Raw genomic sequence first — 26,676 nt, 5'->3', positions numbered from 1 at the left:
TCAGACTTCCATTGGGAATATCTGACTCTTTAAAATTATAGGATGATTTCTAATGTAGTACTATGTTTATTGAAAGGCTATAGTCGATGGGAACCAATAAGTCCCAGTATAATCAATTACTTCTTTTTGAGTACCAGTGACTCCATTTGCTATATAAATATTAGTATTTAAATAATGTGTCAACCATCCGTCTTCTGTATAGATAATGTATACATCTCCATTTCTGGGATCGACTTGAACACCTGCTCCATATACCGATTTATCAGCAGCAGGAGCAGAGAAGAATAGGGTAGCATTTTTTGTTTCTATATTATATTTATAAATGTTCTTACCATATACACTGTAACCTTCTTCAAACATTTGTACTAAATATAATGCATTCTCTGTTATAGATGCACATAATCCTGTAGGAGTATAGGCCCACTGGTTATAATAAACACTTAGTCCGTTAGGTAATTCAACTTCTTCATAATCTAATGTCTCTACATTGATTTTAATTAATTTGTTACCATTTGCGGCCCATAATGTGCCATCCTTGGTTTGGGCGAATCCTGTTTTTATTTGATAGGCTATGTCTTGTTTAAAGGAAAGATCATTGGTATTATATACTTTAATCGTGTTTTTGCTGCTAATGAATATGTATTTGTCTGTTTTATATATATCTTCATTATCGCTACTAACTGCATCTAAACCTGATAACTTTTCACCTAATGTCAATTGCTTTAAATTAACTTTGAATGCTCCATTACTAGTTGTAAGAATACCTGTTTCATTATTAACAATGCAAAAGTTTTGTCCTTGTGCATTTTGGTCTAACCCGTCTTCTATCTTATTCACAATTTGGTTATTTTCCAAATTCATTTTAACAAGGAAAGGACTTTGTTTACAAACGATGTACATATAACCGTTATTGATAATACCTACAGTTGAAGTTACTCCTAGTCCTTCTACTATATTATATTGCCATTGTTCCTGTTTGTATCTATTAACAGAACCTTTGCCTTGACCTTCATTAATAACATAGAATGGTGGTTTAACGACCATTATATTAATACTTTTTTCCTGCGCTTCATTGTTGGCTGTTACAGTTAGCGTTATCGTGTGAGTTCCTGTGACATCACTTTGAAAAGTATAAGTGTTTTGGGTAGAGACTTCCTTTCCAGCTGTTGACCATGAGTAATGAACTTCTCCTTGTGGATTATTTAATAGAGCTTCAAGTTGAATAATTTGTCCTGTTACTATAGTAGTTCCATCTTCTACACCTAAACTGGTAATTTCTACTTTTGTGCTATTGTCATCGTCATCACTACATGATGTTGAAACAAATGGCAGTGCGAATAATGCCAACAGATAAAGTTGGCTGATTAAGAATTTCATTTTCTTCATTTTTCTTGAATTAATAAATTATATATAGTTTATTGTCTTTCTATTTCTTGAAATGTAAATCTTCAACGGCCTGTAGCTCTGTGGAGATTTCTCCCATCCATCCACTACTTTGGTTGACTGCTGTATAGATTTTTACAAAATCGATTCCATCTAATACGACAGGATTTCCGTTCTTATCTACTGCCCAGTCTATTTTGAATTTACATTGTTCTTCTCCATTCGGATGATTATCGGCATATCCCCAGGCATAACAATAACCCACCCAATGTTCGGGCATATTTTCACGCGGCTCATTCACTGTATTATCTTTCAGACGACTTCCATGGAATGTGATTTGATCTTCCTTTATCCATGCTGGGTAATAAGAATTTGTTGTATGGTAATCATTCCGATATACATATCCTTCATTACCTTTATTGTCAGTCCACTTAACATCTTCTTTCGGAGAGGATGGGCGATAATATGTGATTGTATAATTTTTGGTCGTAGCAGGAGAGTTATATTCACTTCCTGCCAGTTCATACCATTCATCATCTGCTAATCCATTTCCATTAGTGTCTTTGGACACTAATACAATACCAGGTTCAGAGCTTCCCCCGAGAGCACCGGTCAATGTTCCGAACATATCATAGTATGCGTTACCATATATCTTAAGATCGTATTCACCCGGGACATTAGGAACGGTATGATCGAATCCTACTGTGATATAGCCACCATATGCTCCAAGACTAATCAAGCATAGATCGGTATCTTTCAATTGTTCTTCTGCATATTTTCTAACCTCTTCAGCGGTATAATTCTCTTTATAAGCTGTGGTAACCGTATTCATATATTGACTGGGAGCCGGATTGTAGTCCAATACTTTATTGGCAAAAGCAGAGGGGGCATTCGGGTCGGATTCTTCTCCGTCACTATCACCAGTCGATGCTTTTTGGCTAAATATGACATTGTTGGGATTGAGACCGATACGGTTTAATCTGAATAATAATTGACCGTTTGTATTGAAACATAATACATCTCCGGTTATCGTATAGCTATATGCTTCTGTGATATACACATTACCACTATAAGGGTTGACATTAATGCTATATGGAGTACTAATCTTAGTTCCATCTGTGATGAAATTCTCCCGTATCGTCTCTCCGGTTCTTAAGTTTAATACTTTGATAGACGATGCTTCGGTATTGTAATTATAATTATATAGATAGGCTATGTTATTATTATCGATGGCAAAGTTCATCACTTTTTCGTTATAAATGCGCTCTACTTCGTCCGTCTGGCTATTAATCTTCACGAAGTTAAAATCTCCGTCTGCAATATTACTTCCATAGGTTGCCACATAGACCGCTTCGTTTGGTCCTGGTGAGATACAGCCGGGGTTAGGACCAACTTTTATCTTTTTTATCTCGGTGAAAGATGCGATGTCGATAACGGAGACTGTATTATCTACTCCTAGTCCTTCCGAATAGTCTAATCCTCCAGAGTTGGAGACATACAATTTCTTATTCTTCACACAAATGTTTTCCGGATTTCTTCCGGCTTTTGTGAAACTTTCTATTTGCAGCGAAGTCGTATCGATACGTGCTACTGTTCCATCAAACGAACATACATATGCTTTGTTTTCATAGAAAGCGATATGGCGTGGTTGTCTGGAACTTCCATTATCGGTAAACATGGGAATTTGTTTGATCGATATACCTGTTTGGAAATCAATCACTTCAATGGTACTCGATACATTCACTACAATATACAGTTTATTTCCGTAGAGTGCAATATCGTTGGCTGTATCACCTAGCCCACGCTTATTCAAGTCTTTGAAATAGTTTTTGACTAGTTTGTTGCTTTTGAATGAATATTTAGCTAATGAACTATTGTTCAAGTTGAACAAACCCTCACTTAATATATATATTTCGGCTGTTCCGGTTTCTGTAATATTACCATCTATGGTTGTTGAAGTCGGTTTGTCTTCTAAGTCATCGCAAGCTACGAATAATGGCAGGAATGCGCAAAATAGTGCCTGATATATATATAATATTTTTGTTCTTATATTCATAATTTACTTGCTTTTATTCTTAATATTTAATATTTAAAGTTGCTCTGAAAGAGCGTCCTGGCATGGGAAAGTTCTTCACAATCTCATAGTTCTTGTTGGCTATGTTTAATACTTCTACGCTGACTGAAGTATGAGTTTTTAGAATGTGAAAACTACGACTTATTGAAATACTATGGTCGCTATAACCCTCCATACTATTTTCGGCTATATTTTCATTCTGCACATACCGTTTCCCGGAGAAGAGGAATGAATACGAAAAATTGATCCACGGTGTTTCGATACCGGCTTGTCCTGAACCGGATACACGGGGAGTATAAGCTATCTGATGTTTGTAAGTCCTCCCTGCTTCGGTAGTGGGGTCAGAATTAGTTATATCCAAAGCTTGTTGGTAGGTATAATTACCGGAGAGATTAATACGGATTCTTTCCCAGGGCTGAAGAGATAAACTACCCGTGGCGTCAATTCCTTTGATTTCAATTTCACCCAAATTTCTCATACTCCATACGGCAAGATTCTTAGTTGGGTAGGCGATGATTTTATCTGTCACCTTGTTGTAATATGTATCGATTGTAGCAGATAAATAAGGTAAGAACGGACATACGTTTTTGCTATATGTCAGACCTACGTTATATTGTCGTGCGTTTTCCGGTCTTAATTTAGTGTTTCCCACTTCCTGATAATATAAATCATTGAAACTAGGTAAACGGAAAATGTCTTTATAAAAGAAGCGAATACGGAATTCTTCGTGATAAAAGGGCTTGAATGAAGCACTTATATACGGTGTTAATTTACGATAGTTGCCGGCACTACCCCCTTCTTTTACATCCTCGTTGATAATTGTTGCTAAAGCTGATGCGGAGATTGTTAGCCAATCATTCATGTACTTCCCAGCAAAAGCTGTCAACCATGAATAACGTGTAGGTTGTGCAAACTCATTAAGATTAGCATTCATTGTATTGATGCTTCCATCTGTAGAAAGAGAGAATGAAAGATTGTCCAACATCCTGTAGAGAACAGAAGCAGAGAGGTAATACTCTTGTTGATAATAACTGTTTTCTGTCTTACCTTTAGAATTTGGAGTGTCTGGGTCCAAATAACGCTGATAACTCCAATTCCATTTGGCAGAAGATTGGAATACCCATTGACGGCTGAATTCTTTCTTGTATTGGCTTTGTACAAATGTGTTTTTGTCCCACAATTGTTGGAGAGAATAATCATTGTAAAGAGTGGTAGCTTTGGGTAGTCCTCTGGACGACTGAAAATAGTATGCTTTAAGTCTCCATTGTTCTTTATCTGAAAAATTCCCGTAAAGCCCAGCTTCGGCACGAAAGATCTGCACATCTGTATTCTTCCGCTTTTCACGAGAGGTCAGATCTTCTTTTGTATCTCCATAGTGTAGGGTATATGGATAATGTCCATCGGAAGACATCCATTCACCATTGACTGATACCGTCCATTTGGAGTTTAATTGTTGTTCTAATAGTATGGAGGGATTGACTAGCCCCCATGAACCGGTTTTGAAAGATGCACTTATATTGGTTGTTTTTTCTTTCTCGAAGCGGGGAGTAAGTGTTTGTATATTCAGTATGCCTGCTGCTGCAAAGAAGCGGGCAGGCTGGAAAATGTTGTCGCTTTGAGCATTGCTTAAAGAGAGTTGGTCAACATTATCGAGCGAGAAGCGACCTATATCAATTTGTCCCGTTTGGCAATCGGTCAGGGTAATTCCGTCATAGCTGACAGCAGTATGTTGTGCTCCCAGGCTTCGTATGGATACTGTTTTCAGTCCGCCGATACCTCCGTAGTCTTTCACGGTCACTCCCGCAAAGTGTTTCACTGCGTCGGAGACTTGCAGGGCGTGCAGGTTTTTCAGGGCGTCTTTGGAGAATACTTGCAGGGGAGCGGTTGAACGTACTTCGCGAGTCTGGTAGATATCTGATACTGTTATTTCAGGAATAGAATATGTATGTGTCGTATCTACCTTTTGCTGTTGTGCAAAAAGTGATATGGATAAGAATTGGCAGCAGAATACTGCAAAGATCATTTTCTTAAATGTTCTCTCTTTCATTTATTCCTTTTTCAGTCTATTGCTATTTAAAAGTGTCCGGGCGAAATCCCTTCGACCGGACACGCATAAATAAACTTGGCAGAGTTTATTCGTTTTAACACACTTTCTCTGAATCAGAGTGATGAATGAAATGATGGACGACTTGTCCCGTTCATTAGACTCAACGCTTTTTCCTCGAAAGCAGTGAAACATATTTGCATGGTAGGTCTTCTGACTTATTCCTGCTACAAACGCCTTCCCGGATTAGTCTCCAGTGGCAATGAGTGAATTGCTTGTAACATACATGGAACTTACAGCAGCGGGACTGTTCAGGATTTACACCTGATTCCCTTTTAATCGCTTCCCCCGCATGGGAGTCGCGAACCAATGCGTGACAAAGATAGCGAGTTTATTTTGCTTTTGCAAGGGGGAGTGTTCTTTTTCTTTCGTCTTGATACGAAAGAGAAAGAACCAAAAAGAAAACACCTGCGCTTGACGCTGAAAAACGAGGCCGGGAAACCATGCGGTGTGTTCGTGAGGTGGGTGTGGGGGAGGGGTAAGCGTTGGTGGGACTTTGGAAAAATGGTGACGCTATCCGATATAAATAGTGACGGTATATGCTCAAGATACTAACGGTATCCTTGCCATATACCGTCACTATTTTTTCTATGTTAATCAAGTGTCCTATATTAGTTCGTATAGTGTATGTTTACTGTTCGCTTTTCATTAGTAGGTATTCTTCGATGGCTTGTGCGGGGGCGTCTTTTAAGAGCACAGTTTTTTCCTTATTCAAAAGGTAGAGGGTGGGGATTGCTTTCAAGTCGTATAGTTGTTGTTCTTTGATGGCGAATTTCTTGTCGTATCCGTTGATCCATTCTTTGGGGAATTCGTTCAGATGTTTGCGCCATTCGTCCAGTTCTTCGTCAGGATAGACGGAGAGGACTGTTAGTTTCTTTTGTTCCAGAAGTTGGTTGATGATAGGGGCGTTTTTCAGGGCATCTATCGTTTCTGTGCAGGCATGGCAACCTGGGTTGTTGATGAATAGCAGGATGTAATCCGTTTGTTGTTGGTAGAGGGAACCTTGCGCGCCGGAAGCCAGCGTGTAGTTGAAGTTCAGGGCTTTGGTGCCGATGCGGTTTTTCTGGGCTAATTCCCGGCGGGCTTTGGGACGTACTTTTTCTATTTCCTCTAGCAGGGGGGAAGTTAACATAGCATCTAATACGGGGATGTAGAATTCTTCGTTACGCATGGGGGAGTTGGGGTCGTAGAGATATTTATCGGCCAGATCGGTGATGTAGGTGAATACCTTTTTGTCTGCGTTCGTTTGCTCGATTGTTTTCCGCATGGCTTCTTGTGCGGTTTTCAACGGGACGTGATTCAGTATGTCACAATAGTCCGCCCAGGCTTGTTCGGTTATTTCGGGGTGGTGGATGTAATTGGTGTCGGCGAAGTTGACATGATCCCAATAGTGCTTCACGAGGAATTCTGCACGTTGCTCCGGAGCTGTCATCATTTGCGGGATGGCGGGCAGGGTGAAGGTTGTAATAGTATCCCGGGGAGCTTCGTTTTCACATTGATTGGAAGCGTTTCCACTTTTGCAGGCACAAAGAAGGAGAATACACAAAGTAAATAGGATATTTATATTCGTTTTCATGACTTGCTATTTTTCGTTTAACTTATGTATGTGCATTGAAGTATACATGTATTGAAGACAAAGATAACTTTCTTTTTATTTTTATCAAAAAAATCATCTTTTTTTCAGTTACCGGAGTTTCAAATGGTGAATTTGCGAAGTTCGGGAAAGGATGAGCTGGAAAGAGGATCATGTTCTGTTTTTAAGATTTCCATCGAAAAAGAATACTTCAACATGATTAAACCAGAAGACAAATTGCATAAACAAATGCAAGAATATGCAGAAACTCCGGCTTATTTTGTATGTTTTAGCGAGGAATATGCACTTTTGGGGGTAAGTAAAGCCTCCATTTCTTACTGATATAGCTTTGGTTTCTCACCGACAAACCTTTGGTTTCTCGGTGAGGAAGCTGCGAAGGCATAAAAAGGGACTTTTTTTGAGCTGGTTGGTCTTCGCCGGGTGATAAAAGGAAAATGGCAAAAAGACCGTATACCGATGATTTGTCTTTCCAAAAGAGTCATATAGTGGTAAATTACTTTTGTGTTGAAAGAAAAACGTTCTAAAATGTAAAATATAGGATTCCGCTGAAGGAAAATGCTACGCATTTAGTTAATCTTCCGCACGGTGATCCAATCTATTGCATTCTCGTGTGTTTTAATATTCCTTTTTTAAGGAAGTATGCACAGTGGTCATTCTTGCATTTTGCCCAGACTTTTCACTGTATTGGCGAACTCATCTTTTGGTACAATGGCTTTGTTGCGTGTCTTCAGTCGGTTGTTGTAGACCGTCTGTGGAGAGCAATGTAAGAATTCGGCTATCTTCACGCTATCGTTAATTCCCAGACGTACCAGCGCATATATGCGTAGTTCGGTGTTCAGTAATTCTCCATCTTTTAGTAAAATCTGCTCGTCGGGATGCAGCAGGGCGTTGAAGTCTTCGACAAAATTGGGATAGACATGTAGAAAGATGGCGTCGAAGTTATGGTAAAGCTCTTTCAACTCATTCTGTGCCATAATCGGAGAGTCTGTCAATTCTTTTATGTCATCAAATTGTTTGGCTTTCATCTCGTGAGGGTAGCGAAGTAGTACAATTTATATCAGTGATTTGAAATCATCTACTGTCAATGAAGCTGCTTTGAAATTCTTTGATGACACCCGTCATCAGTGGGTGTCAGAGGCGGGTAAGTTCGAGGCAGTCATAGCATCTTCCGCTACAGATGTCAAGTCCAGAGTTCCTTTTGAGCTAAAATAGAGTTGTAATTCTTGTTTCTTTATGGTTCTTCGTCAAGTTTCGTGTTGGTAAATCTCATTGAAAGACCGATGTGTAAGGGGCTTTAGCCTAAATTAAGTAACACGGAATTTGACTAAGAACCTTATTTTTCCTTAGCCAACGTAAATACAAATTCCAATCCGCCACCCTGATTGTTTTTGGCGGAGATGTTGCCGCCGTGGATGATGACGGCGTTCTTCACGATAGCCAGTCCCAACCCTGTTCCGCCCAGTTTGCGTGAGCGGCCTTTGTCTACCCGGTAGAAGCGTTCGAAGAGGCGGTTCAGATGTTCGGGAGATACTCCTATACCTGTGTCGGCAAAGCTGAAATAGTAGAATTTCTCATCTTCGCGGAAACAGTTGATATTTATTTGAATATTGGTTCCGGCGTATGCAATGGCATTGTCCATCAGGTTGCGGAAGATGGAATAGAGCAGTGAGTAATTACCTTTGATTTGTATGCTCTTTTTCAGGGAGTTGATTACTGTTATATGCTTTTCGTCCAGTTCCAGTGACACTTCATTGATAATGTTTCCTACCAGTACACTGATGTCCACCCGTTCCATATCGATCATGTTGGCGGCTTCATCCATGCGGGTGAGTACGGAGATGTCGCGTAATAGTCGGCTTAACCGGTTGCTTTGTGCATAACAACGTTCGAGGAATACGTTGATCTTCTCACGTGGAATATTTTCATTGCTGACAATGGTTTCCAAATACCCCTGAATACTGCTGACGGGAGTTTTCAACTCGTGGGCGATATTTTGGGTCAGTTGGCGTTTGAGTCTTACTTGCTCTTCTTCCTGGGTGACGTCATTGATGGAGATTTCAAAGCTGGCATCCTGGAAGATGATACATTCTACGATAAATGTCCGTCCGTTCTTGTTGATGGTGACTGACATTCGTTTCTCACCTTTTCCTCTTGAACGTTCTTGCTGGTTCTTGTTGATAAAATGAATAATTTCTTTCAGTTCATTGATGGCAAAGACTTCTTCTGTTGTTTCCAGGTTTGAATCCGAGATCAGGTTACTGTATTGGGTAAAGAGGTTGTTGACTAGAATTTCTTTCTTGTCTTTTGTGAATATACCCAGTCCTTCGTGTGAAATCTGAAGATGGGTAATCAGTTTTTCGCGCTCAATGTAGAGAGCCTCTTTGGTTTCGTGCAGTCGTTTGTAGATTTGAATGATATGTTGGGAGATTTCTCCCAGTTCATTGTGCGGGAAAGCCGATTGCATAGCCATTTCGATAGGCTCGTTCCGGTCGGCGCGCATGGCAAATTCACGGAGTTGGTTGATGGAAGTCCCCAGTTTATTGGTGAATTTGTAGAAGATAACCATTAATAATAAGGTTACGATTACGGTAAACCATAAATAGTGCGGGTCTGCTTGCAGGTTGTTGATGAGGCTGACATTATAAGGCAAAGCCGAGCGCACGATATAATCTTTATAGCGGGTGGCTGAATAGAAATAGGGAAGTCCGGTTGTTTCGGAAGTACGGCGTACGTCATACCCGTTGCCATGCTTTATTGCCTTTTGTACTTCCGGACGGTTCTGATGGTTCTCTATCTGGCTGTTATGGCTCGGATAACTGTCGTAAACCACATTTCCTTCCATATCGATAAGGGTTACGCGTAAATCCTCCAGAATATGGTTGTTGACATATCCATTGATTATTTCACTGTCAATGGCTTGTTCGTCCAACTGTTCGTAGAGTCTGCTGTTGTAATCTTGCAATTTTGTATTCAGCAGTTCTATTTTGTATTCCCGTTCTCGTTGATACTGGTAAGCAATGAAACAAATGGCAAATACCAGAAACAGTGAGATAACCGAAAGGAAAAGCTTCCGGCTGAAAGAAAGAAAATGCTTTTGAGTTACAGGCAGGTTCATAATAACTATTTAATTCGGCATAATTATTTATTCAGCTTCAAAACAGTATCCGTATCCGAGACGGGTGACAATGCATTTGCCGTATACACCAATCTTTTTACGCAGACGGGTGATGTTTACGTCGATGGTACGGTCGAGCACGTACACTTCGTCACTCCAGATGCGGGCCAGGATGTCTTCACGCGAAAATACACGTCCCTTATTCTGTACCAGCAGAAGCAATATCTCAAATTCTTTTTTGGTCAATGGCACTTCTTCATCGTCGATACTTACTTTCTTCTTGGTGATGTCAATGACGAGCGATTGATAAGTAAGACGTTCGGGAGCTCTTTCCGTTTCCGTTGTTGCCGTGCGTCTTAGTACAGCCTTCACACGGGCAATGACCTCACGCAGAGAGAAAGGTTTCGAAATATAATCGTCCGCTCCCAGATTGAATCCGGTCACGGTATCGTTTTCAGTATCTTTTGCCGTGATAAAGATGATAGGCACTTTCGCTGTTTTCTTGTCTTTCTTCAAGATATTCGCCATTTTGAATCCGGAGATTTCTCCCATCATCACATCGAGGAGAATTAAATGATAGCTGCTGATGTCCATCTTCATTGCTTCTTCGGCAGAGTTTGCAGTGTCAACCTCATAGCCTTCGTTTTCAAGATTGAATTTCAGTATCTCACAGAGGTCTTCTTCATCGTCGACAACTAGAATACGGTAATCGTTCATAAGATATATGTATTAATGTGATATGACAAAGTTACGTTTTTATTTTATCCTTTGCAAAGATGGGGAGACTTTGTTACGGGCAGATGAAACAGACGTTACAATCATGTTACATTCCGGGAATCGAGAGGGCTGATATAAAATATAAAAGTTTTTGCTGATTGTAAGAGGAAAAAACGAACGCTATTTGTTATCTTTGTTAGCGAGATACAATAGAAATGTTTGACCATAGAAACTACAAATAATGATAAAAATTGACCTGAAAAGACATCGGCGGGAAATAATAGGCTCTGTTGTGGTGCTGTTAATTCTCCTTGGCGGTATGTCTGTGTTTAAATATACTTCATTCAATTCCGGTTTTGAGATTGTAGACGACTTGGGAGGGAATATATTCCCTTCGGCGATTCTGTCTGTTGCCACCACTGATGCGCAGGTGATTGTTCCGTCAGATTCAACGTATTTGGGGAATCCGAAATCGTGTATTGCTATTCGGGTGAAGTCGAAGACAGCCTATAGCCGGGTACGGATTGAAGTGGCCGAAACACCTTTTTTCTCCCGTTCGGTGTCGGAATTTGTACTAAACAAGCCCAGAACGGAATATACGATTTATCCTGATATCATCTGGAACTATGAAGCCTTGAAAAATGAGGCGCAGGCAGAACCGGTAAGTGTGGCTATTACTGTTGAGATGAATGGAAAGGATCTGGGGCAACGGGTGCGCACATTCTCTGTGCGTAGTATCAATGAATGTCTGTTGGGGTATGTATCGAATGGAACCAAATTCCATGATACAAGTATTTTCTTTGCTGCCTATGTCAATGAAGAGAATCCGATGATCGACCAGTTGCTTCGCGAGGCATTGAATACCCGTATTGTGAATCGTTTCCTTGGCTATCAGAGCAAAGCTAAAGGAGCGGTGGACAAGCAAGTGTACGCCCTTTGGAACATATTGCAGAAACGCAAATTCCGTTACAGTTCTGTTTCCAACACCAGCCTTTCGAGCAATGTTGTTTTCTCGCAGCGTGTCCGTACGTTTGATGATGCGCTGGAATCTTCACAGATTAATTGTGTGGACGGTAGTGTACTGTTCGCTTCATTGCTCCGTGCCATCAATATCGATCCGATCTTGGTACGTACACCGGGGCATATGTTTGTGGGGTATTATACGGATAATTCACATACGGACAAGAACTTTCTGGAAACAACCATGATTGGTGACGTCGATCTGGATGATTTCTTTCCGGATGAACAGCTGGACTCTACGATGGTAGGCAAATCGCAGAATGAAATGTCATTGCTGACTTTCGAGAAATCAAAGCAATATGCTAATAAAAAGTATAAGGAGAATGAGGAAGGAATCCACTCCGGAAAGTTGAACTATATGTTTCTGGAGATTTCTAAAGATGTGCGTAGGAAAATACAGCCTATAGGGAAATGATGTTTTTCAGGCACGGATTACACGGATTACGCTGTTGCTTTATGTTATCATCTTTCCGAAAACTGTGAAAACCGTGTAATCCGTGCCTGAAATTCGTATTTAATTCGTACTTTTGCCAAGTAATCATTTTAAAGTAAAAGGATGCAAGGCAAGAAATTTATCTCTCCCGGAGCATGGTTTTCTATGAGCTATCCGTCAGACTGGAACGAGTTTGAAGATGGCGAAGGCTCTTTTCTTTTCTATAATCCCGATGTATGGACGGGAAATTTTCGTATATCCGCATTTAAAGGAAAAGCCGGTTATGGTAAAGATGCTATCCGGCAGGAACTGAAAGAGAACGATTCGGCTTCGTTGGTGCAAGTCGGAGCGTGGGAATGTGCGTATAGCAAAGAAATGTTTCAGGAGGAGGGAACTTATTATACTTCCCATTTGTGGATTACAGGTGTTGATGATATAGCTTTCGAATGTTCCTTTACCGTACCTAAAGGCGGAGTTGTGAAGGAGGCGGAAGAAGTGATCGCTACTTTGGAGATACGCAAAGAAGGACAGAAGTATCCTGCTGAACTGATTCCTGTCCGTCTTTCTGAAATCTATTTGATTAATGAAGGGTACGAATGGGTGGTATCTACCGTGAAGCAGGAACTGAAGAAAGATTTTCAGGGAATAGAAGAGGACTTGGAGAAACTTCAGCAAGTGATTGACAGCGGTAAGATAGGTGCGAAGAAAAAAGAGGAATGGCTGGCTATCGGTATTACTGTCTGTGCGATTCTGACGAATGAAGTGGAAGGTATGGAGTGGAAGACGTTGATTGACGGTAACCGGGAAGCTCCTGTTGTTCAATATAATGACCGGATCATTGACCCGATGAAAATTGCATGGAGTAAAGTAAAGGCAGGTGAACCTTGCAATGTCATTGAAGAGTATAAATCGGTGATTATTAATCACTAATCACTAACCAACTAATCATTATTTACGTGGCAGTACCTTATTTACAGATAGATAACCTGACCAAGTCTTTCGGTGACTTGGTTCTTTTTGAAAATATATCTTTGGGCATTGCCGAAGGTCAGCGTGTAGGATTGATCGCAAAGAACGGTAGCGGAAAAACGACCTTACTGAATATCATTGCCGGAAAGGAAGGTTATGATAGCGGTAATATTGTCTTCCGTCGTGACCTTCGGGTGGATTATCTGGAACAAGACCCGCAATATCCCGAAGAACTGACAGTGCTGGAAGCTTGTTTTCATCATGGCAACAGCACAGTGGAGTTGATAAAGGAGTACGAACGTTGTATGGAAACCGAAGGGCATCCGGGACTGGCAGACCTTTTGGTACGTATGGATCAGGAGAAAGCCTGGGAATATGAACAGAAAGCCAAACAAATTCTTTCGCAACTCAAAATCCGTAACTTCGACCAGAAAGTGAAACAACTGTCCGGCGGACAGTTGAAGCGCGTCGCTTTGGCAAACGCCTTGATTACCGAACCGGATTTATTGATTCTCGATGAGCCTACCAATCATCTTGACTTGGACATGACTGAATGGCTGGAAGATTATCTGCGTCGTACCAACCTTAGCCTGCTGATGGTGACGCACGACCGTTATTTCCTCGACCGTGTTTGTTCGGAGATTATCGAAATAGACAATCAGCAAGTTTATCAATATAAGGGAAATTACAGTTATTACCTCGAAAAACGTCAGGAACGTATCGAAGCTAAAAGTGTAGAAATTGAACGGGCTAATAATCTTTATCGTACGGAACTCGACTGGATGCGCCGGATGCCGCAGGCACGCGGACATAAAGCCCGTTATCGGGAAGATGCTTTCTATGAATTGGAAAAGGTGGCGAAGCAACGTTTTAATAACGATAACGTCAAACTGGAAGTAAAAGCATCCTATATCGGCAGCAAGATATTCGAAGCCGACCATTTGTACAAGAGCTTCGGTGACCTGAAGATTCTGGAAGACTTTTCTTATATCTTTGCCCGTTATGAGAAGATGGGAATTGTAGGAAACAACGGAACCGGAAAATCTACTTTCATCAAGATATTAATGGGGCAAGTACAGCCCGATAGCGGTATGGTAGATATTGGCGAAACGGTGCGTTTCGGCTATTACTCGCAGGATGGTCTTCAGTTTGATGAACAAATGAAGGTCATTGATGTAGTGCAGGATATTGCCGAAGTAATTGAATTGGGTAATGGAAAGAAACTGACAGCTTCACAATTCTTGCAGCATTTCTTGTTTACTCCCGAAACGCAGCATAGTTATGTCTATAAGTTGAGTGGGGGAGAGCGCCGTCGTCTTTACTTGTGCACTATCCTGATGCGTAACCCTAACTTCCTCGTGCTGGATGAGCCTACCAACGACCTCGATATTATCACATTGAATGTGCTTGAGGAATATCTTCAGAATTTCAAAGGTTGTGTGATTGTCGTTTCCCACGACCGTTACTTTATGGATAAGGTAGTAGATCACCTGATGGTATTCAACGGACAGGGTGACATCCGTGACTTCCCCGGCAATTATAGTGATTATCGCGACTGGAAGGAGGCGAAAGCGCAAAAGGAGAAAGAAGCAGAGAAGCCGCAGGAAGAAAAGACTGCCCGCGTCCGCCTGAACGACAAGCGGAAAATGAGTTTCAAGGAAAAGCGTGAATTCGAACAACTGGAAAAGGAAATTGCCGACCTGGAAACCGAAAAGGCACAGATTGAAGAACTTCTTTGCAGCGGTACACTCTCCGTTGACGAACTGACCGAGAAATCGAAACGCTTGCCTGAAGTCAATGACTTGATTGATGAAAAGACGATGCGCTGGTTGGAACTCAGCGAAATAGAAGGTTGAACTGTGCCGCTGTATTGGCACACCTGTGCCAATGCGGTGGCATTGCAGTGCCAACATAGTGGCACAGTTGTGCCACTATGTTGGCACAAGTATAGTTCAGCCTATTGCTGTGATGACCTGATGATGATAATAACCCTGATAACGTAACCTTGTATGACAAACCTTACCAATTATCATAGCCACTGCCTTTATTGTGACGGGCGTGCCAATATGGAAGATTTTATCCGTTTTGCTATTAGTGAAGGCTTTACTTCCTATGGCATCTCTTCTCATGCCCCGTTGCCGTTTTCTACCGCATGGACTATGGAATGGGACAGAATGGAAGATTACCTTTCCGAATTTGCCCGTCTCAAAGAAAAGTTTGCAGATAAAATAGAACTTGCTGTCGGTCTTGAGATTGATTACCTGAACGAAGATAGCAATCCCGCTTTCTTCCGATTTCAAGAATTGCCGCTTGATTATCGGATAGGTTCTGTGCATATGCTCTATTCTCCGGAAGGGAAAATCGTGGATATTGATACTCCGGCAGATACTTTCCGTCAATTAGTGGACAAGCATTTTGGCGGTGATTTGGATTATGTAGTCCACCTTTATTATAAGAATCTGCTTCGCATGGTAGAACTGGGAGGATTTGATATTGTCGGTCATGCGGACAAGATGCATTATAATGCTTCTTGCTACCGTCCGGGATTGCTAGATGAACCGTGGTATGATACATTCGTTCGCAGCTATTTCACGGCAATTGCCGAACGTGGATACATTGTTGAAGTCAATACCAAATCTTATTATGAATTAGGAACATTCTATCCCAATGAACGGTATTTTTCTTTCTTGAAAGAGCTGGGTGTCCGGGTACAGGTGAACAGTGATGCACATTATCCGGAGCGGATCAATAATGGGCGTGCCGAAGCATTGGCAGCCTTGAAGAAAGCAGGCTTTGAGACAGTCGTGGAGTGGCATCATGGAAGGTGGGAAGATATGAGAATCGGTTCTGTTTCATTTGTATGAGAAAACGTGCTTTCCGTTGAGCGTCATTAGCTTACTGGGAAAACACGTTCTGGAATCTGTGAGATACTTGAAATTCTCTGTATATATATGTTATTTCAGGTTAGCTCCTTTTCCGGCAAGTTCAGGGATTGGTGTGAAGTTTCCACTATCAAATCCTCCGGGAATTGCAAACGGGTTCTTTGAATAACGGGTGATAATACCATTTGTTTCCCCTTCTTGGTTTACTTTGGTTGAGGCATTCGTTTTCCATCCATAGGTATTCCATTTCCATTTATTGGTCAGGTCGGGATTCAGTCCGTAAACAATGTTGTCAGCTATTGATATGGATGGCATGGGGTCGATGTTTGCGATGATATAGAAGCTTGAACCACTATTGCTGAATCCATCCGTCACATTATCGTCAGAATAACCAATGTTGTTTTTTATACTTACATTTTCTACATTAGTCATAACCAAATAGGCGGCAGCAAGGGAATTACTGCTGTTACCGGCATAATTGATAATCGTATTGTTGGAGAAAGAAATGTTTTTGGTAGTTCCTTTGGCATTGGAAGTATAGATACTTCCTTGCAGCAGAGTTCCTTTCTTGTACCAGATATTGTTTTCTATAGAGACATTAGTGACATCTGTGGTTATCAATGAACCAATGTTGAATATTGAACTTTTATCCGGAAATTTACTCATGTCGATATAGTTGTTTTTAAAGTATAGGCTGTTGATACCACCCAATGGTGCGTTAGTACCTGTCAGTGCGAGAATTGATTTGGCCGGTGCGTTGATGTTGCAGTCTCCGATCCAGACATTATGGGCGTTGCCTGTACTGCTGTAGTTGCCCATAGACAAGTTTTCTATAGTGACATTCTTGAATACGATGGAACTGTTTTGTTGTAAACGTATGCCACCGGTACCGCTAAAATTAAGATTCGGTTTTTCTGTTGCCGACTTACTGATGAATACCACCTTTTTACCATTCATAGCTTGATCTCCATCCATGGTAATATTAAGAATGTGCTCTCCCGATAAGAAATAAATCGTTGGTTGAGACGGGGCGAGTATTGTTTTTTCCAGTGTCTGGTCCGTTTCGCTCAAATCTATTTCTTGTGATACGGGGAAATTCGTACTGTTAATTTCAATAGCACCGGCTCCGTCTCCGATAGTGAAGAGAGTTTCCCCTTTCTGATAGATACTTAGATAGTCAATAGCCGGTTCAACCGGTTCTTCGGCAATAACTTCCACCTGCAACTTCAGGATTGTGCTGAATTTACCGGAATTAGCCAGAATTGAAATATCCGTGCTGTTAGATGCCGTGGCACGTGTCAATGTTGTCAAAGCTTCGGGTGCGGTTACGGTTAAGATAGCTTCATTGTCAAGAGGTTCGGATAATGTTGCATTCCAGCCGGCAGGACACGCCATTAATGCAATGTCATCTACATCGTTCAGCAATATTTTAAAGTTCTTACTTTCTTTAGAAGTGAATTTTTGAATTCCTGTCACTGACTCCTCAAATGTACATGAGAATGAACCAACGATGGGTACCGTTATTTCCGTATCATCTTTCAAGATCAGGTGGAACGATTTCCCGTCATCACTGATATTGACTGATTTAAAGAAACCCGTGTCTGTTGTTCCCTCTGCTTTTACCGGATGACCGTTGGAGTCTTCAACCGGCTTAAATTGTTCGCTGGTTTTATAACGTATTTCCCAATACCCTGTTTCTTCGTTGATACGGAATTCCGGAGTAAGTCCGTCTTCGCCTGTTGCTTTTACCGGACTGTTGCCAACGAGTATGCGTTCAGGTGTTTCATTTCCATAACGTACGGTCCAATAACCTTCGCTGTCAATTCCCACCATGGGATAGATTGTTTCCTCCATCTTCTGAACAACTCTCAATATTTTACCATTGCTAAGAGTGATGGTATAGGCACCGTTTTCTTCATTCACCGTGGTAATGGTAGCCCCATTTCTATAAAGCTCTTGGAGAGCCGTAATATTTCCGTTCAGATTATTGGCCTGAATTTCCAATTTGGTCAGACGTTTTTGTAAATCGTGTACTTCATCCCAAAGATCATCAGTCTTGTTGCATCCTGCGAACACTACGGTCAGCATGATTAGAAGATTCCATAATTTCTTCATAATAATTCTATTTAAAGTTGTTTTTATTTTAATGAGTTAATCCAAGCGGGTACATATCCCAAACGTTTACGAAGCTGTGCCTCATAGAGTGAATAAGGTTCTACGGCAGTGTTGTAAGATTCGTTTAATTTGACTTCGTTATCTGAGAAAGTTAACTGACTGGCAGCGGGACCGTGGAATCCTACGATTGTAGGAGGTAGGAAACAAGTCCAGTTTCCGTCCCACCATGTGAAAGAACCTTGAGACACACTGTTTGTATTAGTTGCGTTGAAATTCCATAAGGTAAGATCGTCCAGATGATTGGGTAGCTCACTTTTGGCACCGCCCTGATGTAATTTGATAAATGCTCCATTGCAGCAATCGAATAAAGTAGCCCGTGGTTGTGTGGCATGCGCTTCGAAGCATGCGTCTTCCCCCCAAGTGACATTCCAGATAACGGTACCCATACTTTGCTTGGATACCCCGCAACCATGAAACTGTCCGGCATTATCAAGATAAGTACCGGTTGTGTTCTCATCAATGGCGATGTATCCGTTGCTATGGTCGTGAACTTTTCCGATGAATATTCTGGATGATCCTCCCGAGCGAATGGCAGAGTGACCACGATGGCCGTTTATCTCAATGTCATATGCTGAAATATTAGCAGATGATGATATGCTAAGTGCTTCACTTATATTAGTGAAGTCGACACGGCGTATCCAGGAGTTTACCAGACGCATCATGCCAATCGGCTTATAGTCATTGTCATCTCCTCCATTATTACCATGGTGAAGAAATCCGGGTTGTGTGTTTCCTGCAAACGTAAGGTCTTCTATGCCTATATTCTCGTAATAATTGAATTTGCATAGCTCCCATTTCCATTGAGGGTCTACCTCATGCATCAATGGTTCTGCAAATGTAATTTCATTTCCTTTTTTATTGACTATCTGATGATAGTCATATACCTGTACACCGGAATTAGTAAGGTTAGTCCATTGTGAGTTGGCTGTTTTGTTCCACACATTCCCGTCGGCTGTAATAGACGTCAGTTCCTTGTTGATAAGAGATGGGCTGGTATCAATCAATCTTAAGCATACCCATTGTCCTGCACTAAAAGAACTGGCATCTGCCACATTGATGACAAATGTTCCTTTGGGAGCAACATCACCGGTCAGTCTGACCGGATTCTGAAGATCTACCGTATGTTTGATATTAATCATGGCAGGAGGAGTGGAATTAGCTACGTTTACATTGCGGTCAGCCATTCTGATAATGGTTTTATCACGTCCGGCTCCTTTGAGTACAAATCCTCCGAAATTTATCTCAATTGGCTTTGAAACTCCGTTTTCATCATCGGCAGCGGTGTGCAGCACATAATCTCCTTCCGGGAAGTAAATGATGGCTTTTGCATTGGCCTGATACTTGAATAATTGGGTGATACTTAACAACGCTTCCCGGTCTGACGTTTTGCCGTCGCCTTTGGCACCATAGTCCTTTACGTTATAAACGGTGTAGTCATTACTTTTTAAATGAACGGCGGGAGGAGCTTCTGTACCGTGTTTGTAACCTGCATATGAAAAATCGAGCAGAATATTTTCCGGAGAGTTGGTGGCAAAACGATTCCATGCCAAGGTGGCGTTCGCATCAAAACCGGTGGTCAGCAATTTTACGGAAATAGTCGTCATACGAAGATAACCTTGTATGGAAGTATATATAATTTTAATATTCTCTTCTTTCTCGACTGATGTGTTTGACGGAGCAATAATTGTAAGTTGCTGTTCTTCGAGATCTGCCTGCCAGTCATCCGGTGCAAGGATAGTGACGGCGGACACCTCGTTTTGTTCTACTTCATATACGCGTTTTTCACCCAATGGGAATACTTGTTGTTTACTTGTCCCCGGTATTCTTAGATAGAAACTTTCCGTACAAGGTATTTTATATACTTGACCGTCTGTCAGGGTGACGGTTAGTATTTTCTTTTCAGAGTCGTAAACAACTTCTTTGAATACTCCGTCTTCACTTACACCGTTTTTTCCTATGGCTGTACATTCCTTACCACCCAAGAGGCTATATGTGGCGCCCCCATTCGTGCTGATTTCCCAGAATCCATCTAAGTTGACTCTTAATAGTGGAGTAACAGCGGTTTTGTCTGCGCTTTCTGCCGTAGCCGGAATTTTGTTTCCCTTTTCGTCAGTCAAAGAATTGAATGTAACTCCGTTGTCTGTACTGAAAACCCAGAATCCTTCTTTACTGATAGAGAGTAGGGGAATGGATAGATTTACTTTAGAAGCTTGTACCACTTCAATAGTAGAACCATCATTTAGTTCAATCCGGTACTTGTCGCCTACATAAGTGACTCCTACGATTATATCAGCTTTCAGTAAAGCCTGTAGGCTTTCGAGAGAAGTGTTAAGACTCTTTGTCGCAGTCTCCAAAGCGACTGCACGGTCTTTTAGCAGGTTGATTTCTTTGCTCAATTCGTCAGTGTCTTGACACGAGAACAGGAAGAACAAGCAGAAGAAACCTCCCAAAAGGTACTTAATGCTTTTGTTGTTTTTCATACGTTTTTATTTTTGTGGGTAATTTTGCTGGGGGCAAATGTATTTGATCTGGGTAAAAAACAGGTGCGTGCAGCGTACTTAAGAACATACGTTAGAGTACAAAATAAGATCAATGTACGTTGACCGCATAAAAACGGAACATTGGGAACTCGTTATGAACGGAATGGAAACCGGATAAAAAAAGCGACATAGAGTTTTTATCTACATCGCAAATTTACTGCATGGCTTCAAGTGCTAAGTTACATCTCTTTTCAGATCTGTTGACTGTATCGAAAGGGGGGAGTCTTTATTTTATCGGGATAACCATGTTCCATGATTGGGTTGCATTGTCAAATCCGCCGGCACCATTCATTGTTGCAAAGAAAGCATGAGTCGCTTTCCCATTTTCGAATAACAGGAACGGGCGTTCCAGTTGTCCTTGCATTTCCACTTTTCCATCTTCCCATTCTACAGTACGTGAGTAGGCTTTGGGATCTTTGTCTATCGTCCACTGAATACCATTTGGGGAGTGAGCCATTACACCTCCGCCTTTTTCTCCGGTAAATTTAGCAACATGGTCTTTAAAGATTGCATGGTATCCTCTGCTGTCTTTCCAAAGGAACGGGTCTTCCGCTTCTCCTTGTCCGTCCACTTGAAAGATGGGCTGGCCATTGTTGAGTACTGTGTAAGGTCCTTCGATGGACGGAGCATATGCCATGCCAAGCGCCATGTCCGAGAACTTATCGTCTCCGACATACGTTCTTCCTTTGAAGATCATCATTACCGAACCGTCTTCCTGTATGATAGGAGAAGGGTTGGATACAAGAAAACTATAGAAAGTATTGGGTTTTGTTTTTAATATAGGTTCGTCGAAACGTTTCCAAGGACCATATGGGCTGTCGGCAATAGCCAGTCCGATGCGTTTATTGGAGCGTCCGACAGTACACCATGGGCTGTCCAGTGTCAACTGGTCATAGGTAGGATTGGCGAAAGGATGTGTAGATCCCATATATATCAGGTAATATTTATTCTGGTATTCCAGAATACGCGGATTATGTGTCGAGCGTCCGTCCCAATACTGTGCTCCACGGGCGGGTAGTGCGATGTCACTGAATTTGTAAGGTCCTTCGGGGGTATCGGATATTGCGTGAACTATTTCTGAAGCTACCATCCAGCCGGGATGAAAAGGAAGAGATTTCGGAAAACGGGAAACAAACATATGGTATTTTCCGTCATTTCCTTTTATAACAGAACTTCCCCATACCCAATATCCTTCGGATTCAAACGCCGGTGTGCGTGGAGCCTGTCCCAGATGATGGAATAGCTCATTCTCCGATTGCCGTTTCAACTTTGTCAGGTTTTCTATTTTCTGCGCAAATACAGTGCTTCCCAATACAGTGAAGCATAATAAGACATATAAATGTTGCTTTCTCATGTTTTTTTACTTAAATTATAGACTATCTTTATTATTGCAAATAAAGTCTGTTTTAATGAGAATCAAGTGTGTCATCTGTACATGAATAGTGTTGTCTGCGTACAGGCCTATCCGTTTTCGCTTTCCTGTTCTTCTTTATTATCCCCTTTCCGGTATGCTTGAGGTATCATGTGATATTTTTCCTTAAAACATTTGCTGAATTGTCTGGGAGAAGAGAATCCTAAACGGTCGGAGATTTCGGAGATGTTGAATTCAGGGTTTTCCTTGAGCATGATGGCCGCACGCTTTAGCCGTACGGTCAGGATAAAATCGTATGGGGTCTGTCCTGTAATAGCTTTTAGCTTGGTAAACAATTTGGTACGCGCTATACCTGTCTCACGGGCTAGGATATCTACATTAAACTCAACATCATCTATATGTTTCTCAATGACTTGCATGGCCTGATCAACCAATTCCTTATCTAATGGGTTGGTTGCCAATATTTGTGGAACCGTTTGCGGGTGTTTGCTGAATTTTTCTTGCAGCATAAGGCGGTTATTCACGAGATTGTTGCATCGTGAAAGCAGGATATTAATGTTGAATGGTTTAGTAATATAATCATCTGCTCCCAAACGTAACCCTTCCAGATTGTGCTCGATGGCTGTACGTGCCGTGAGCAATACTACTGGAATGTGACATGTGTCTATGTTATTCTTTACTAGTTTACAAAGCTCCGTACCGGACATTTCAGGCATAACAATGTCACTAAGTATGATATTGGGCTGTCCTGCCTGCACCTTTTCCCAGCCTTCCTGTCCATTAGCCGCTGTATCGACCGTATAGAATACCTCGAATATTTTAACAAGCATTTCCCGCAGCGATTCATTGTCTTCTACAATCAGAATTTTAACCTCTCTGCTTTGTGCGATAGACTCTTTATTCATGACTTCCTGATCCGATAAAAGTTGTTGTACGGTTTCCGGAGAGTGAGGTCCTTCTTCAACTGCTTGTTGCGGTTCTTCCTGATGTTTGCTGATTTGTTCAGGACTGAAATGCTCGTTACCACTTTTGAGATGCACGCAGAAGGTAGTTCCTTCTCCTTGTTCGCTGTATACTTCGATACTGCCGTGATGCAATTCTATAATACCTTTGGTAAGAGCCAGACCAATACCTGTTCCGGCATGGATGGGAGAATCCATTTGTTCCGTTTGATAGAAGCGGTTGAATATCTTGTCAATATCCTGTGGAGAAATACCTGCTCCATTATCGGTAACTTCAATGATGACTTCCCGGTTGCCCTTCCGTACCGATACGGAAATCTCTCCTTCCTCTTTCGTATATTTAAAGGCATTGGACAGAAGATTATTCATGACCTTCTGCAACTGTTTAGCATCGTACCATACGTTTATTATATCGTTTGTTTTCTGGAATCTGAACGTTATTTTTCTTTGTACGGCATATTCCTGGAAGAGTAGATAATTCTCATAAATAAAATCGACAATGTTATGTTCGCTTACTTTGATAGTCATATATCCTTGCTCCTGTTTTCGGAAGTCAAGAAGCTCTGTTATCAGCTCACGCAGTTGCAGGCTGCTTTTATATACTCCGAGAATTTTAGTATAGATGGTCGGTGCAAACGAACGGACTTGCAGTAACATTTCCATTTGCCCGATAATTAGCGTGAGCGGTGTACGGAATTCATGCGAGATATTAGTGAAGAACCGCAGCTTGGCCTGATTGAGCTGTTCGATGTCTTCAGTACGTTTTTGTTCATACTTTAATGATTCCTGCAATTTGATCCGGTTATTGTAAGTGCGTATAAGGAAATAAAGAATTGCGCCAATAATCAGAATATATGATAAATAGGCCCAAACAGTCTTATAGAACGGCGGAAGAATAACGATCTTCAATTGATGTGCCGGTATATGCGCATGGTTGTTTTTAAGGCGTACGTATAGTGTGTATTCACCGGGATTCAGGTTTGTATATGTAATTGTATGTTGTCCGCGTGTACTGGTCCATGTATTTGAGAATCCATCCAGAAAATATTCCAGTTGGTCTTTATTGGCCGGAATATAATTGGATATGGCATATTCGATACTAAACATGGACTGGTTGGCTTTGAGTATGAGCTTTCGGGTGGAACATAAATCTTCTTTCAGTATATGGCTTTGGTCTCCCGCATTAATTTCCTGTCCGTTTACTAAAAGACGGAATGGAGATATCGTGTAATCTCCGGGAGCATAATCAATGTCTTTTTCCTCAAAAGAGATCATTCCGTCAATGCCTCCTATGAAGATTTCTCCTTGGCGGGTTCTGTATAAAGAACGTTCGTTAGGGGTGGATAGGGGTACACCATTCTCTTGATTGTAATTCGTGAATTTTTGGGTAGGGTAGTCCAGAATTGAAAAACCTAAATCTGTGGTGAACAGTAATTTATCCGGAGACAACTCACATACGTCATACACACAGTTGCTTGCTAACTCATTATTTTCTTCATCAAAGTTAATGAAATCATCCGTTTCATACCGGTAGAGATCAATGCCATTATCATTACTGCATATCCATATACGGTGGCGGCTGTCTTCATAGATTCGGTTGATACTATTACTGCTGATACTATGTTCCAAAGCATGGTTATGCTTATAGTTTGTCATTTTATGACTATCTGGCTGGTAGGTAAATATCCCGTCACCTCCTCCGTATATCCATAGTGTCTTGCGGTGATCAATGAAGAGACCTCCGGCATATGTTATCTTGTCTGGTTCTTCTTGAAACAGGCGTTCCACTTTTTCCGATTCGGGATGGAATAGGCAAACCCCTATATTGGTTGCAATGAGCAGCTGGTCTTTATAAGGAACAATATCCCTGATAATATTAGAAGGAAGTGAATTTTTGTCACCCTCTTTAGATTTGTATCGGGTGAACCGTTTGGTCTTTAAATCCATTTTGTTCAGTCCTCCCATGTGCGTACCTATCCATAACACTTCGCGATGAGCGTCATAATAGAGTGATTTTATATTATTGTGCGAAAGGCTGTTGGCATTATTGTCGTGTTTATACCATTCGAATTGATGGCTTGTCAAATTGTACTTGTTCAGTCCTCCGCCTTCAGTTCCTATCCATAAGTTATTCTGGCCGTCCTCTATGATACATCCTACGATAGGAGAACTCAATCCTTCATTTGCTACGTCCGATGTCCGATATTGATGGTAAATCTGACTTTCCGGATTGAAATAATTGACTCCGCCAAAATAGGTCCCTGCCCAGATACTACCCTGATGGTCACACAAAAGGCTCCAGATGGAGGAATGGCTAAGCCCTTTTTCGTGTTTCAAATAATAAGTGAATGTTTGAGTAGCCGGATGAAACATGTTTAATCCGTCGAAAGTGCCTATCCATATATTCCCCTGTTTATCTTCGATACAGCAACGGATAAAATTAGAACTGATAGTTGAGAGGTCATTTTCCTGATGACGGAAGTTTTTGATTGTAGTTCCGTTCATTGTGAAAAGTCCATGTTCCCAGCTTCCTATCCAGTATTGTCCGGATGAATCCTGAAAGATTGTAGAGATATTCCCTTTGGGAATGAGGTGTGACAGGTTGCCTTTTTCTAAACTGAACAGCCCTTGGGTTTCGGTACCAATGAGTACACGTTCTTCACTTATATGAAGGGAAGTAATTTGAGTCCGCTTTTCTGGTAATTCATAATATGTGTTAAATTGTTTCCCATCGTATTTATAGACACAGTTGTTGTAAGCGATATATAATTGTTTATGGAAAAACATGGCCCGTATTTCTTTTTGTATCAGTGTGGTGAATTTATTGAGCCTGATATTGAAAGCAGATACCCCTTTGGGAGTCATGAAATAAATCTCCCCGTTGCCATTACCTGTTATCTGTCTGATGTTGTTGTAGATCAGACTGTTTGGATTGTTTTTCTGGGATTTGTATATTTTGAATTCATGCCCGTTATATAAATTAGCCCCGTTTCGTGTACCTATCCAAATGAATCCTCGTTCGTCCTGATACATCGTCATGACTGCATTATGAGAGAGTCCGTCACTATTTGTGAGATGTCTGAAAGAGATATCCTGTGCTTGTCCTTTGATAATATGGATAAGCAGGAAACAAATGAGACATAGATGTTTCTTGATAGTCATAGGTATTAGAATTCTAGAATTTGCTATGCAAATATACGTTCTTTTTGCAGATATGCAACTGTTGTATGAGTACATAAAATGTGTAATATAAGTACATTTGCAGTTTGCAGGGATGATGTACGTACAGAGTATGATTCTTGTATGCATAGCTAACGGCCTCTTTTTTATGAATAC

The 26,676-nt window shown here is 41.2% G+C and carries 16 protein-coding genes, 1 pseudogene and 1 riboswitch; of the genes and pseudogenes, 6 read left to right on the top strand and 11 right to left on the bottom strand.

The window, feature by feature from the left end; translation table 11 throughout:
• Positions 1-66: 66 nt before the first annotated feature.
• The 4 genes from AAHJ11_RS10470 to AAHJ11_RS10455 form a co-directional block, all read right to left on the bottom strand.
• Positions 67-1,377 (bottom strand): DUF5074 domain-containing protein, encoded by a 1,311-nt coding sequence (locus AAHJ11_RS10470; protein ID WP_320974693.1) that lies wholly within the window; start codon positions 1,375-1,377, stop codon positions 67-69.
• Positions 1,378-1,426: 49 nt separating this feature from the next.
• Entirely contained in the window at positions 1,427-3,439 is a 2,013-nt protein-coding gene (locus AAHJ11_RS10465) for a YncE family protein (RefSeq protein WP_148364851.1), read from the bottom strand.
• A gap of 19 nt (positions 3,440-3,458) precedes the next feature.
• Entirely contained in the window at positions 3,459-5,504 is a 2,046-nt protein-coding gene (locus tag AAHJ11_RS10460; RefSeq protein ID WP_320974691.1) for a TonB-dependent receptor plug domain-containing protein, read from the bottom strand.
• A gap of 182 nt (positions 5,505-5,686) precedes the next feature.
• A riboswitch (cobalamin riboswitch) is annotated at positions 5,687-5,887 on the bottom strand.
• 305 nt (positions 5,888-6,192) lie between these two features.
• Positions 6,193-7,137 (bottom strand): DUF5106 domain-containing protein, encoded by a 945-nt coding sequence (locus tag AAHJ11_RS10455; RefSeq protein WP_148364853.1) that lies wholly within the window; start codon positions 7,135-7,137, stop codon positions 6,193-6,195.
• 51 nt (positions 7,138-7,188) lie between these two features.
• Here AAHJ11_RS10455 and AAHJ11_RS10450 point away from each other — a divergent pair, with 51 nt between their 5' ends.
• Entirely contained in the window at positions 7,189-7,476 is a 288-nt protein-coding gene (locus AAHJ11_RS10450) for a hypothetical protein (RefSeq protein WP_148364854.1), read from the top strand.
• Between the two features lie 329 nt (positions 7,477-7,805).
• Here AAHJ11_RS10450 and AAHJ11_RS10445 read toward each other — a convergent pair.
• Positions 7,806-8,183: pseudogene (locus AAHJ11_RS10445) on the bottom strand (DUF6377 domain-containing protein); the annotation flags it as partial.
• 37 nt (positions 8,184-8,220) lie between these two features.
• Between AAHJ11_RS10445 and AAHJ11_RS10440 the strand changes: the two are divergent.
• The gene (locus tag AAHJ11_RS10440; protein WP_413579538.1) at positions 8,221-8,367 is read left to right on the top strand and encodes a hypothetical protein; all 147 of its coding nucleotides are present in this window, start codon (positions 8,221-8,223) and stop codon (positions 8,365-8,367) included.
• A 121-nt stretch (positions 8,368-8,488) separates the two neighbouring features.
• On the opposite strand, the gene AAHJ11_RS10435 is transcribed toward AAHJ11_RS10440, so the two are convergent.
• Positions 8,489-10,270, bottom strand: a complete 1,782-nt coding sequence (locus AAHJ11_RS10435) for a sensor histidine kinase (RefSeq protein WP_195649448.1) — start codon at positions 10,268-10,270, stop codon at positions 8,489-8,491.
• A 27-nt stretch (positions 10,271-10,297) separates the two neighbouring features.
• A complete protein-coding gene (locus AAHJ11_RS10430; protein ID WP_148364856.1) occupies positions 10,298-10,987 on the bottom strand; it encodes a response regulator transcription factor in 690 nt (229 codons plus the stop codon).
• A gap of 241 nt (positions 10,988-11,228) precedes the next feature.
• Here AAHJ11_RS10430 and AAHJ11_RS10425 point away from each other — a divergent pair, with 241 nt between their 5' ends.
• The 4 genes from AAHJ11_RS10425 (at position 11,229) to AAHJ11_RS10410 (ending at position 16,273) form a co-directional block, all read left to right on the top strand.
• A complete protein-coding gene (locus AAHJ11_RS10425) occupies positions 11,229-12,422 on the top strand; it encodes a hypothetical protein (protein ID WP_148364857.1) in 1,194 nt (397 codons plus the stop codon).
• A gap of 141 nt (positions 12,423-12,563) precedes the next feature.
• Positions 12,564-13,370 carry a DUF3805 domain-containing protein gene (locus tag AAHJ11_RS10420; RefSeq protein WP_148364858.1) on the top strand — a complete coding sequence of 269 codons (807 nt, stop codon included), beginning with the start codon at positions 12,564-12,566 and terminating at the stop codon, positions 13,368-13,370.
• 26 nt (positions 13,371-13,396) lie between these two features.
• Entirely contained in the window at positions 13,397-15,265 is a 1,869-nt protein-coding gene (locus AAHJ11_RS10415; RefSeq protein WP_148364859.1) for an ABC-F family ATP-binding cassette domain-containing protein, read from the top strand.
• 153 nt (positions 15,266-15,418) lie between these two features.
• The gene (locus AAHJ11_RS10410) at positions 15,419-16,273 is read left to right on the top strand and encodes a histidinol-phosphatase (RefSeq protein WP_148364860.1); all 855 of its coding nucleotides are present in this window, start codon (positions 15,419-15,421) and stop codon (positions 16,271-16,273) included.
• A 90-nt stretch (positions 16,274-16,363) separates the two neighbouring features.
• Here AAHJ11_RS10410 and AAHJ11_RS10405 read toward each other — a convergent pair whose 3' ends face one another.
• From AAHJ11_RS10405 to AAHJ11_RS10390, 4 genes are all read right to left on the bottom strand, one after another.
• Positions 16,364-18,406, bottom strand: coding sequence for a PL29 family lyase N-terminal domain-containing protein (locus tag AAHJ11_RS10405; RefSeq protein ID WP_320974689.1), 2,043 nt, complete (start codon positions 18,404-18,406; stop codon positions 16,364-16,366).
• A gap of 23 nt (positions 18,407-18,429) precedes the next feature.
• Positions 18,430-20,946 carry a DUF4955 domain-containing protein gene (locus tag AAHJ11_RS10400; protein ID WP_320979084.1) on the bottom strand — a complete coding sequence of 839 codons (2,517 nt, stop codon included), beginning with the start codon at positions 20,944-20,946 and terminating at the stop codon, positions 18,430-18,432.
• Positions 20,947-21,232: 286 nt separating this feature from the next.
• Positions 21,233-22,360: a glycoside hydrolase family protein gene (locus tag AAHJ11_RS10395; protein WP_148364863.1), complete on the bottom strand. Its 1,128-nt coding sequence runs from the start codon at positions 22,358-22,360 to the stop codon at positions 21,233-21,235.
• A 107-nt stretch (positions 22,361-22,467) separates the two neighbouring features.
• On the bottom strand, positions 22,468-26,502 hold the full coding sequence (locus AAHJ11_RS10390) for a two-component regulator propeller domain-containing protein (RefSeq protein ID WP_320974687.1): 4,035 nt from the start codon (positions 26,500-26,502) through the stop codon (positions 22,468-22,470).
• Positions 26,503-26,676 lie beyond the last annotated feature (174 nt).

It is taken from the genome of Bacteroides sp. 90-K9/2, from assembly GCF_047310725.1.
Classification (GTDB): domain Bacteria; phylum Bacteroidota; class Bacteroidia; order Bacteroidales; family Bacteroidaceae; genus Bacteroides; species Bacteroides vicugnae.
Note: the sequence above shows the minus strand (reverse complement) of the source record. Positions and strands in the feature narration are given on the sequence as shown.